At 39.3% G+C, this 12,094-nt stretch carries 13 protein-coding genes; all 13 read left to right on the plus strand.

Annotation, left to right across the window (positions count from 1 at the left end):
- Positions 1–6 precede the first annotated feature (6 nt).
- From G413_RS0100825 to G413_RS11640, 13 genes are read left to right on the plus strand one after another with little or no spacing between them, the layout of a single operon-like run.
- A complete protein-coding gene (locus tag G413_RS0100825) occupies positions 7–909 on the plus strand; it encodes a 5'-nucleotidase (protein ID WP_022789058.1) in 903 nt (300 codons plus the stop codon).
- Complete coding sequence (nusB, locus tag G413_RS0100830) at positions 906–1,283, plus strand: transcription antitermination factor NusB (protein ID WP_022789059.1); 378 nt, start codon at positions 906–908, stop codon at positions 1,281–1,283. Before G413_RS0100825 ends, nusB begins: the two co-directional genes overlap by 4 nt.
- The gene (gene xseA, locus G413_RS0100835) at positions 1,280–2,632 is read left to right on the plus strand and encodes an exodeoxyribonuclease VII large subunit (RefSeq protein ID WP_022789060.1); all 1,353 of its coding nucleotides are present in this window, start codon (positions 1,280–1,282) and stop codon (positions 2,630–2,632) included. The genes nusB and xseA overlap by 4 nt, the downstream gene beginning before the upstream one ends.
- The gene (gene xseB, locus G413_RS0100840; RefSeq protein WP_022789061.1) at positions 2,614–2,829 is read left to right on the plus strand and encodes an exodeoxyribonuclease VII small subunit; all 216 of its coding nucleotides are present in this window, start codon (positions 2,614–2,616) and stop codon (positions 2,827–2,829) included. Before xseA ends, xseB begins: the two co-directional genes overlap by 19 nt.
- Positions 2,819–3,664: a polyprenyl synthetase family protein gene (locus G413_RS0100845; protein WP_022789062.1), complete on the plus strand. Its 846-nt coding sequence runs from the start codon at positions 2,819–2,821 to the stop codon at positions 3,662–3,664. The genes xseB and G413_RS0100845 overlap by 11 nt, the downstream gene beginning before the upstream one ends.
- Before the next feature lie 20 nt (positions 3,665–3,684).
- Positions 3,685–5,538: a 1-deoxy-D-xylulose-5-phosphate synthase gene (gene dxs, locus G413_RS0100850; protein WP_022789063.1), complete on the plus strand. Its 1,854-nt coding sequence runs from the start codon at positions 3,685–3,687 to the stop codon at positions 5,536–5,538.
- The gene (locus G413_RS0100855; protein WP_022789064.1) at positions 5,531–6,253 is read left to right on the plus strand and encodes a TlyA family RNA methyltransferase; all 723 of its coding nucleotides are present in this window, start codon (positions 5,531–5,533) and stop codon (positions 6,251–6,253) included. The genes dxs and G413_RS0100855 overlap by 8 nt, the downstream gene beginning before the upstream one ends.
- Positions 6,234–7,907: a DNA repair protein RecN gene (locus G413_RS0100860; RefSeq protein ID WP_022789065.1), complete on the plus strand. Its 1,674-nt coding sequence runs from the start codon at positions 6,234–6,236 to the stop codon at positions 7,905–7,907. Before G413_RS0100855 ends, G413_RS0100860 begins: the two co-directional genes overlap by 20 nt.
- Complete coding sequence (gene dinB / locus G413_RS0100865; RefSeq protein ID WP_022789066.1) at positions 7,900–9,072, plus strand: DNA polymerase IV; 1,173 nt, start codon at positions 7,900–7,902, stop codon at positions 9,070–9,072. Before G413_RS0100860 ends, dinB begins: the two co-directional genes overlap by 8 nt.
- Complete coding sequence (locus G413_RS0100870) at positions 9,053–9,718, plus strand: tRNA1(Val) (adenine(37)-N6)-methyltransferase (protein WP_022789067.1); 666 nt, start codon at positions 9,053–9,055, stop codon at positions 9,716–9,718. Before dinB ends, G413_RS0100870 begins: the two co-directional genes overlap by 20 nt.
- Before the next feature lie 12 nt (positions 9,719–9,730).
- Complete coding sequence (locus tag G413_RS0100875; RefSeq protein WP_022789068.1) at positions 9,731–10,636, plus strand: tyrosine-type recombinase/integrase; 906 nt, start codon at positions 9,731–9,733, stop codon at positions 10,634–10,636.
- Position 10,637: 1 nt separating this feature from the next.
- A complete protein-coding gene (locus G413_RS0100880; RefSeq protein WP_022789069.1) occupies positions 10,638–11,474 on the plus strand; it encodes an Mrp/NBP35 family ATP-binding protein in 837 nt (278 codons plus the stop codon).
- Positions 11,468–12,094: a M48 family metallopeptidase gene (locus G413_RS11640; RefSeq protein WP_022789070.1), complete on the plus strand. Its 627-nt coding sequence runs from the start codon at positions 11,468–11,470 to the stop codon at positions 12,092–12,094. Before G413_RS0100880 ends, G413_RS11640 begins: the two co-directional genes overlap by 7 nt.

Raw genomic sequence — 12,094 nt, forward strand, 5'->3', positions numbered from 1 at the left:
AGAACTATGGCAGTATCATTTGATGAATATCTTGTAGTAGGCATATCCAGCCGTGCTTTGTTCAATCTGGAAAAAGAGAACGAGGTTTTTGAAACACAGGGACTGGATGCATATCGAGAATATCAATTATCCCATGAGGATGAGATCTTAGAGCCGGGAACGGGCTTTACATTAGTTAATAATTTACTATCGATCAATGAAAAAACCGGTAAAAAGCTGGTGGAAGTCATCGTCATGTCCAGAAACTCGGCTGAGACATCGTTACGAATCATTAATTCTTTAGATCATTATGGTTTAGATATCAATCGAATGGCAATGAGCGGTGGAGAGAATATTTCGCGTTACTTAAAGGCCTTTGGCGTGGATTTGTTTTTATCCTCCAATGAGTTTGATGTCAGTGATGCGATCAATAATGGCTTTGCGGCCGGTCTTGTTTATAACACGGATCAAATTTATCGTACTGATAATGATCAGATTCGTATTGCCTTTGATGCCGATGCGGTTTTGTTTTCGGCGGAAAGTGAAAAAATCTTTCAGGAAAAAGGCTTAGATGCCTTTGTGAAAAACGAAGTAGAAAATCAGGATCGGGCTTTAAAGAAAGGGCCTTTGGCAAAATTCTTATTATGTCTTGCCAATCTGCAACAAAACACAAGAGAATATCAACTGATTCGTACTGCTATTGTGACCTCCAGAGATAAAAACAGTGGAAGACGAGTGTTAAAAACATTGCGAAAATGGAATATTGATGTAGATGAAGTCTTCTTTTTACAAGGTGCCAATAAAGCGGCCATCTTAAAAAGCTTTGGCGCCAATATCTTTTTTGATGATCAAGATGTACATGGGCTTCCGGCCAGTGAAGTTGTACCGAGCGCCAGAGTGCTCTATAAGAAAGGACAGGAACCGAAATGAATCGACATGAACAACGAGTAATTGCTTTAGAAACTATTTATCAAAACCTTCTTTTAAAAAAGGATATCCGGAAAGCTTTGTTTGAGTGTACGCACGGACAAAATGAGATCGATCCTTTTTTATACACTTTGACCATTGATTTGATGGATAAAAAAACTGCCTATCGCAAGGATATCGAATCTCGCCTGCGGGATGACTGGACCTTTGATCGGTTGAGTCTTCTGGAACAAACGATCTTGTTGATGGCCTATCAGGAATTCTATGTGATCCAGACACCCAAAGCTGTTGTCATCGATGAAGCTATCAACCTGGCTAAAGCGTATTGTGATGATTCCAGTTATAAGCTGATCAATGGAATCTTGGATCAGCTATGAAAGAAGAACGCGTTGTCCTTGTTTCCTCCGTATTGCAGCGAATCAAAGTCATCTTAACGCAAACCTTTGATTTCTCAACCGTATGGATTCAGGGAGAAATCAGCAATCTGACAAAGCATCGTTCCGGCCATTATTATTTTTCTTTAAAGGATTCCCGTGGGGAAATGAGCTGTGTCATGTTTTCTTCCTATGTCAAACATCTGGATTTTTCATTGGAAGAGGGTATGAATGTGCAGGTACAGGGAAGTGTCAATGTCTATGAAGTGCGAGGCTCCTTACAACTTTATGTCAAGCGTATTCGTCAAGATGGAATGGGTGCTTTGTTTTTAGAATACCAGAAACGCTATAAACGATTGTTGGAAGAAGGATACTTTGATCAAAGTCATAAAAAAGATAAACCGGAATGGTTTGAACACGTAGCCATTATTACGGCTAAAGAAGGAGCCGCCTTGCAGGATGCACTTAAGACGATCCAAAGACGATGGCCGATGTTGAAGGTAACTTTATATCCGGCTTATGTACAGGGGAATTTGGCCCCGGCTTCCTTGATCAAACAAATACAAAAGGCGGATCAAAAAGGTTATGATGCCTTACTCATCATTCGTGGTGGAGGAAGCTTTGAAGATTTATTTTGTTTTAACGATGAAGAACTTGTCAAGACTCTCTATCAGTGTAAAACCTATACGGTCAGTGGAGTAGGACACGAAGTGGATACGACTTTATGTGATTTGGTTTGTGATCATCGTGCAGTAACACCCACAGCAGCTGCACAATGGGTAACACCCGATCAACATGAAATTATTGAACAGTTAACTTTGAAAACCAAACAGCTGGAGCTATCCATGAAACATATCTTTGAACGCTATCGGCAACAATATCAGCTGCTTCAACAAAATCCGTATTTAAAAGAACCACTTTCCTGGGCTTATGAAAAACAACTGAAACTGGATTCTATGCATCAGGCTTTGGAACAAACGGCCTTGCAGTGGATTTCCAGAAAGGAAACCATTCGTCAACGAAAACAGGAAATGTCCTATCAGCTTCAAAAGAAGATGGAATTTGCCTTAACTTCGATGCAGTATAAAGAACAACAGTTAGAAGAGCGCATGCATCAATTTAAGCGTTCCCGAAAGCAGCAATTGGAAAAGAATGCGGCATTATTGGACGCGTTTAGTCCTTTAAAGACATTATCCCGCGGCTATTCCATTGCGACAAAGGACAATAACATTATCAAAAGTATTCAACAGGTGCAAAAACAAGATGCGTTGCAGCTGCAGGTAGAGGATGGCTGTATTCATGTCAGAGTTACAAATAAGGAGGAAAAGGAGCTATGGCACAAAAAAAGTTAAAGTTTCAGGAAGCCATGAAACGATTGGATGAAATCGTAAATGCGTTAAATCAAAACGATCTGGATTTAGAAGAGGCCATGTCACTCTTTGAAGAAGGATTAAAACTTTCCAAACAATGTTCAGATCAGCTAAAGACCTTTGAAGATCGAATGGATCAGCTGTTACACCAACAAGAGGAGACAAATGATGAACAATAAAGACTTTGAAGACTATTTGCGCCAACAAGCTACAGTTGGTCTTCCTTCACGTACCAAAGAAGCAATGACATATTCATTGATGAATGGGGGAAAACGCATTCGTCCGCTGATCTTATTTAGTCTTTTAAAAGACTATGGATTTAAAGAACAGCTGGGCTATCCCTGTGGCTGTGCCATTGAGATGATTCACACCTACTCTTTGATTCATGATGATCTGCCCTGTATGGATGATGATGATCTGCGACGGGGAAAACCAAGCTGCCATAAAGCCTATGATGAGGCAACTGCGGTTTTAGCCGGCGATGCACTTTTAACTAGAGCGTTTCAAGTCGTATTGGAATCCCAATGCTCATCAGAAAAGAAATGTGCTCTGGTTTCTAACCTCACTGAATATTCCGGAATCGATGGAATGATCTACGGACAAGATTTGGATATGAAAGCAGAAACGCTAACCGATGCACATTTTGAAGATCTTCAGGAAATTGAAGTGTATAAAACTGCCAAGCTATTGACATTGCCTATGGTATGTGCAGCTATTTTAGCAGATAAAGAACAGGATATACCAGTTTTAAAAGAAATTGGAGTGCATCTAGGTATCCAATTTCAGGTACAGGATGATATTTTAGATGTAACAAGTTCTGCCACTGCTTTAGGGAAATCGACCAGTGATACGCAAAATAATAAATTGACGGCGGTATCGCTATTAGGATTAGAAGAATCACAAAACTTAGTGGCAAAGCTGGATCAACAAATCCAAAGTTTGTTAAATGATTTATCGACATCCACATCATCCTTTCAGAAAATCTTAGATTTTTTAATTCATCGAACCTGTTAAAAGAAAAGAGGTAAAAAGCTATGCGTCTATACGATATTGAATCACCGGATCAGATTCGATCTTTGACAATACCACAATTAAATGCTTTGGCTGAGGACATTCGTCATTTTTTGATTCATTCGATTTCGAAGACCGGCGGCCATTTATCCAGCAATTTAGGTATCGTAGAGACAACGATTGCCATGCATTATGTATTTCACGGCCCACAGGATAAAATGATCTTTGACGTGGGGCATCAGGCTTATGTACATAAGATTTTGACCGGACGATCGACTTTGTTTCCTACACTTCGTCAATTAGACGGGCTTTCGGGGTTTCAAAAGCGCAAGGAAAGTGTTTATGACTGTTGGGAAGCCGGTCATTCCTCGACATCTTTAAGTGCGGCTCTAGGCTATGCAGCGGCAAGAGATATCTTACATCAGGATTATAATGTCGTAGCATTAATTGGTGATGGAGCGATTACCAGTGGTATGAGCATGGAGGCTTTAAATGATATCGGCGCACAAAAGCGAAAGATGATCATTATTTTTAATGACAATAATATGTCTATTTCCAAAAACCATGGTGGCATGGAAAAACGGATCACTTCAATTCGTAGCTCACGTGTTTATCGAAATGTTAAACAGGATGTAAAGGGAAGTCTGGATCATAATAAATTCGGGACGGAAACCTTAAAGTTTATGACTGCTTTTCGAGACCGCTTAAAAAAAGGGTTGATCGATGCTCCTTTATTTGAAGAATTTAACTTAGACTATATGGGACCGGTCAATGGGCATAATATTGCCGAATTGATCAAAGTTTTTGAAACTGCCAAAGAACATGATGGACCGATCGTTGTGCATGTTCGAACAAAAAAAGGAAAAGGATACAGCTTTGCCGAGCAAGATACGGTGGGAAAATGGCACGGTGTATCGCCATTTAATATCGCGACCGGGCAGTCCTTGATGAAGCTGCCGCCAAATGAAAAAAGCTGGTCACAGATCATCAGCGATGCCTTGATACAGCTTGCCAAAAAGGATCCAAAGATCGTTGCGATCACACCGGCTATGGCACAGGGAAGCAAGTTGATGAAGTTTGCGAAGATGTTTCCTGATCGATTCTTTGACTGTGGTATTGCCGAACAACATGCGATCACGATGGCTTGCGGTATGTCCTTAGGCGGACTGCATCCTTTTGTCAGCGTGTATTCCTCTTTTCTTCAGCGAGCTTATGATCAGATGAACCATGATCTGGCGCGTATGAATCTTCCGGTTGTTGTAGGTATTGATCGTGCCGGTCTTGTCGGTGATGATGGGGAGACCCATCAGGGTGTTTTTGATATTGCGATGTTACGAAGCATTCCTAATCTGATTCTTTCGCAGCCAAAAGATGCCAAAGAAGCGTATGATCTTATATATACTGCTTTTACATCCGGTAAACCTTTCTGTATTCGTTATCCACGTGGACAGGCTATGGTTCCGGAAACTATCACTTTTGACTCGATTCCGATTGGATCATGGACCAAGAAACAGTTTGGTTTACATCCAAAGGGAATCATCATTGCCTATGGGCCGGATGTAGAGCGCATAGAACATACGGTGCAGGAAAATGAATATGAGATGATTGTTGTCAATGCACGCTTCTTTAAACCCATCGACGAACATCTTTTAACTTCTTTATTGAATTTGAATTTGCCAATCTATGTTTTTGAAACGGATGTAACGATAGGTGGTTTATCCAGTGCCATTCTGGAGTTCCAAAATCAATATAAAAATAAAATCCATATTTTGGGAATTTCAGATCACTTTGTCGAACATGGATCAATTCGTGCATTACGCAAAAAAGAGCATATCGATCTGGAGTCGTTGTTTAAGGAAATTGATGCTCATGAATAAGGTGCGTTTGGATGTAGCCTGTGTTGCGTTAGGAAAAACACGCACAAAAGCACAAGATTTGATTAAGGATGGCAAGGTCAAGGTCAATGGAAAAGTGATTTCAAAGCCTAGTACTCTGGTCTTAGAATCCGATTCGGTTGAAATCGATGATGCGGATACCTATGTTTCCAGAGGGGCTTATAAACTAAAGGGTTGTTTAGATTCTCTTGCCATCGATCTTAGAGATCAGATTTGTTTGGATATTGGTGCCAGTACCGGCGGCTTTACCCAGGTTTGTCTGGATAAAGGTGCTAAAAAAGTCTATGCCCTGGATGTTGGTCATTTACAACTGGATCCTTTATTAGATCAGGATGCCCGTGTGATCAAAATGGAGGGGCGTAATGCTCGTTATATTGAAACTTCCTGGTTTGAAGATTCGATTGATTTTCTATGTATGGATGTCAGTTTTATCTCTTGTAAGACCATATTAGAACCGGTATTTTCTAAACTAAAGCCTGAACATTGTGCTATATTGATCAAACCACAGTTTGAATGTGGCCCGCAATACTTAAATACAAAAGGTGTTTTAAAAAGTGAAAAGATAAGAAATAAGATCGTTGAAGACATAAAACATTTTGTCTTACAAACATATCAAGATGTTGTCGTAGAAAAAAGTCAGATTCAGGGACGTCACGGCAACCAGGAATATATGCTTTATGCGAGAGGAAGAAGGTGACAAAATGATTGAACAGCTTATGGTAAAGGATTACATACTATTTGAATCGGCGTTGATTGATTATAATACAGGCATGAGCGTTATAACCGGGGAAACTGGTGCCGGAAAGAGCCTTTTAATCGATGCGATCGGTTATCTGATGGGAAATCGTATTCAGGGGAATATCATCCGTAAGGGAAAAGAAAAATGTATCCTACAGATGGTTTTAAGCAAGCCTTCCCCGGCTGTTTGCCAACAGTTGGAAGACAATGGTTTTGAAGTCGATGATGTTTTGATTATCCAAAGAACTATCAACCAACAACAAAAGAGCACGATTCGTATTAACCAGCAGATCACGACCAATCATTTTGTCCGCCAGATTGTTTCTCAGATTGTTGATATTCATTCGCAGCAAGATACCTTTTATTTAATGGATTCTTCTGTTCAACTGGATTTGTTGGATCAATATGCACAAACACTTAATTTAAGAAAAAAGACAAAAGAAGCTTATCATCTTTATGTTCAGGCTTTACAGACATATTCTGACACCAAAGAAAAACAGTTGAGTGCAGATCAATTAGACCTTTATACAGCACAACTTAATGAAATTGAAGAATTATGGATGCCGCAGGAAGAATATGACCAGCTGCAAAATAAGATTCAAGAACAATCGCGCGCTCAAAAAACAATAGAAGATTTATCCGAGTGCATTTATCTATTGGATCATGAGAATGGTTTAAGTGATCAACTTTACACGTTCTATAAAAAGCTGCAGTCAATCCAGACATTTGCAGATTCTGAAAGCTATGTTCATGATGTGTACTATCAAGTTATGGAAATATCGGAACAGTTAAAAAAGGAGAAAGATCGTATCTTGCAGGATGCGGAAAATTTGGATCAGTTACAAGATCAGCAGTATCGTTTAAAAAAGGCTATTCGAAAATATGGCGGTTCTTTAGAAGCCATGACGCAAAGAAAACAGGAAATCATGGATCAGATCGATCTGATTTTGCATCGCGAGGATCTCTTAGAAAAGTTGAAAAAAGATTTGGATGCGAAAAAGGAAGCTTACGATACGCTTGCATTGGAACTATCACAAAAGCGACAACGTGTCTTTAAGAAACTAAGTACATCCTTAGAAACACATTTCAAAGATTTGATGCTGGAACATGCTCGCTTTCAGGTGGCTTGTAATCCCAAATCAGCCGGTGCTACGGGAATCGATGATATTGAATTTCAGGTATCTATGAATCCCGGACAACCTTTCACTTCTTTAAAACAGTCGGCATCCGGTGGAGAGCTTTCTCGTTTGATGTTAGCGTTAAAGGTGGTCTTTCATTCCAAAGAAGATACGCAGACACTGATTTTTGATGAAATCGATACCGGTGTCAGCGGGAAGGTTGCCTTTAAGATGGGAGAAAAGATGTATGTCTTATCGAAACAATATCAGGTTCTTTGTATCACACATTTAGCCAGTGTTGCGGCCTGGGCCGATACGCATTATCGTGTGGTAAAAGAAGTGGTTGGACAAGAAAGTCAGACAAAAGTGGAGTCATTAAATGCCCAACAAACAATCGACGAACTGGCGATGATGACAAGCGGACAGATCAGTTCTCGTTCTCAAAATGCGGCTTTGGAGTTAAAAGAGCGTATTCAGGAGATACTGCATGGCTAGAGTGTTGTTTCATGTGGATTTGAATGCGTTTTTTGCCTCCTGCGAAGAGTTGAAAAATCCTTCTTTAAAAGGCAAGCCTATGGCGGTTGGTTCACTTTCCAAGCGAGGAGTATTATCTACGGCCAATTATGCAGCCAGAAAAGAAGGTGTGCATGCAGCTATGCCGGTCTATGAGGCTTTACGAAAGTGTCCTTCTTTAATCATCGTTCAGGGAGATTATCAATACTATCGATCGGTCAGTGCTCAGTTTTTTGAATTTTTGCGCCAATACACGACACTTTTAGAACCCTGTAGTATCGATGAATGTTTTATGGATGTGACTGAAGTTATTGCACATTATAAACGCCCTTTGGATTTAGCCTTTGAAATTCAGGATGAATTGATCGAACGCCTGGGATTGAGCGTGTCCATCGGTGTCGCACCGACTCGCTTTCTGGCAAAAATGGCCAGTGATATGAAAAAGCCAAGAGGTATTACGGTTTTAAGAAAGGCCGAAATCGAACAAAAACTTTATCCTTTGCCCATCGAAGCTATTGTCGGATTAGGTAAGAAGACCGTTCCTTTGTTGAAGGAAAAGGGAATTACAACGATTGGTGAACTGGCTGATAAGAAAAACGAGAGTCTGGTTCTTCAAATTCTGGGAAGAAACGGTTATGCGCTTTTACAAAAGGTGCATGGACAAAGCAGCGATCAATTACAAGTTTCCAGTACACGTAAAAGCATTTCTCTTTCCAGAACCTATGAACAAGATTTTTATACGATGGATGAAGTTTTGGTTCAGGCTCGTTATTTGACCCAGCATTTATGCGATAAAATGATACGAGAGCATCAGATGGGACAGCTTGTATCGGTATCCTTGCGTGATACGGAATTCCACAACATCGTTCGCTCCCAAAATTTAGGACAATATACCAATCAGTTTCCACTGATCTATCAGGCAGTATCCAATTTGATCGAAGAAAATTTTGAACCGATTGGATATCGTCATATCGGAATTCATGTCGGTTCAATCAAAGACCAGGAGAAAATTCTTCATCAACCTTCTATTTTTGAAGTTCCGCAACATGATACAGACTGGATCTTAAACAAGCTGAATCGAAAAATGGATCAACAAGTATTTATGAAAGCGAGTGACCTTTTAAAAAATGGAAATCAACAAAAGTGACTTACGACTGGACTATTTCTTAGACAAAGAGCGTCCTTTATATCAACATCCAAAGCATTTTCGCTTTAATACCGATACCAAATTATTGGCTAATTTCTGTACGATTCGAAAAGGAGAACGAATTTTAGATATCGGCTGTAATAATGGTGCTTTATTATATGCGTGTGATCAATATGATGTAAAAGAGCTTGTTGGTGTTGAGGTTTTTGATGAAGCGTGTCTGGTTGCACGATATAATGTTGAACATTTTTTTAAGCATCCAACCAAGATCGTATGTTGTAGAGTGCAGGAATATCAGGATGAACCCTTTGATGTAATCGTATCCAATCCACCATATTTTAAGGTCGATGCGACACATCCTGATATTTCCATGGATCCCAGACAAAATGGACGTGTCGAAGTACATTTGACATTAGAAGAGTTGATTAGAAATGCTTCTCGTCTTTTAAAAAGTAACGGGCGTTTTTATTTTGTCCATCGTCCAAATCGCTTCAATGATATCTGCAAGGTTTTATATAAGTATCATTTTCAAATACAAAGCATGCAGGTGGCATACGATCAAAATGTGGCGAAGTCTTTATTGATTGAAGCACGAAAAGAATCGGGATGCGACTGCAAGATACTTCAACCTTATTTTATAAAGTGATAAGATAGTACTATGAATATCAAGGAAGCATATGATGACTATATCATGCAACTAAAAGTGATTGAAAATAAGTTTTTGAATACGATAGAGAGCTATCAGAGAAATTTAAATGTCTATTTAAAGTATTTAAAAGATCATGGGATTACAGATATGGAACAAATTCATGTACAAATCGTAGAAAACTTTTTGATGATGTATATGGACACACATTCTGCGGCCAGTGGGAATCAGATGCTGTCGTGTATCAAGGGCTTTCATGCTTATACTGTATTGAATCATCCAACGATCAAGGATCCGGCTGTTTCGATCCGTGGCTTTCAACAAAGTAAGCATTTACCGGTTTACTGTACCAAACAAGATTTAGAAACGCTTTTTGCCTCTTTTGATCAAAGCGATAAAGGCATTTATGAAAAAACAATCTTGGAGGTACTCTATGGCTGTGGACTTCGTGTCAGTGAACTTTGTACCCTTACGACCAATCAGATTCATTATGATCAAAAGATCCTGCGAATTCACGGAAAAGGGGATAAAGAAAGAATTGTTCCGATGGCCGATGTTTGTATCAATCAGATGAAACTTTATCAAGATCTTGTACGAAGACAATGGCTAACGAATCGAACCGCACTTTTTTTTATCAACGCTAAAGGAAAAGCTTGTAGCCGACAGTATGTTCATACGTTGATCAAACGAAAAGTTCGAGAATGTGGTTTAGATCCACGTATCTCGGCTCATAGTCTTCGTCACAGCTTTGCGACTCACCTTTTAGAAGGAGAGAGTGACCTGCGCATTGTACAGGAACTTTTAGGACACAGTGATATTCAAACCACACAAATCTATACGCACATTCAAAATCAAAGATTGACAAAAGCGTATGATACGTATTTTAATGGGGTAAGCAAAACAAAGGAGGATAATTGATATGTCTTGTGAAGGATGTCCAAGTAAAGGAAATTGTGGAAAAGATCAATCGACATGTGGGGTAGAAAACAATCCCAACAATCATATAAAAAATATCGTAGCGATCATGTCCGGAAAAGGTGGAGTTGGTAAATCTACGATTACGGTGATGGTAGCTAAGGCTCTTGCGAAAAAAGGGTATAAAGTAGGAATCATGGATGCCGATATTACCGGTCCAAGTATTCCACGATTATTCGCTGCGGAAAATGAACAGGCTTATGCGACAAAAGAAAACTATATCATTCCGGTTGAGGTTACCGACGGAATTAAGATCATGTCTTTAAACTTTTTAATGAAGAATGAAAGCGATCCGGTAATCTGGCGTGGTCCTGTTATTGCCGGTGTGGTCAAACAGTTCTACACCGATGTATTATGGGGTGATCTGGATGTGTTATTGATCGATATGCCACCTGGAACCGGTGATGTTGCCTTGACAATCATGCAGTCGCTACCGGTATCGGGTGTACTGATGGTATCTACACCACAGCCAATGGTTTCTATGATCGTAGCAAAAGCCATTCACATGTGCGAACAAATGCATGTACCGGTATATGGTGTCATCGAAAATATGGCTTATCTGGAATGTCCAAACTGTCTGGAAAAAATCGAATTCTATGATACGGCTCAGCTTCATCAGTTCTTTGAGGATACAAAGACAAAGCTTTATGGTACCTTGCCAATGTTGGATCTGATCCGTGATCTGAACACATATGCACAATACAATGAAAACCAAAAAGAAATCGTTCATGATTTAATCGATTCGGCTGTCGATCAGCTGATTCAGGATATCGGATGTTAGAATATACTCTGATTCGTAAAAACAACAAAAATCTATATTTGAGGATTCGAGAGGGAAAAGTCGTAGTTACAGCACCTAAAAATGTGTCTAAAGCTTATGTAGATCAATTTGTGTGTAAGCATCGATCATGGATTGAACAACGTCTTACCACAAGTAAAAAACCATTACAAAACTTAGATACGATTTATATATTTGGTAAACCTTATACCATTTGTTTTGATAGCATTACATCAAAGGATCCAATGATCATAAAATGCGGACCGGATATAAAATCCTTTCAAACATGCATTCGTTTGAAGATACAAGATATTTTCCTGCAACGCTTTAATATGCATTGTGAGCGAATGCATATTAAAGGATTAAAGCTTCGTATCGGCTTCTTCAAAAGCAAATGGGGAAGTTTTCATCCGACAAAAAAAGAGATTTCTTTGAATGGAAACCTTGCCTTTACGGATATAGAATGCTTAGATGCGATCATCATTCATGAACTTTGTCATGTTTCATATCGAAATCATTCGTCTGCATTTTATAAAGAAGTTTTACATTGGATGCCAAATTATAAAGAGGTACATAAACGATTAAACTCTTATGAAATACCTATACTAAAAAAAGACGCTTAG

Source organism: Faecalicoccus pleomorphus DSM 20574 (genome assembly GCF_000420345.1).
In the GTDB taxonomy this organism is placed as follows: Bacteria; Bacillota_I; Bacilli_A; order Erysipelotrichales; family Erysipelotrichaceae; genus Faecalicoccus; species Faecalicoccus pleomorphus.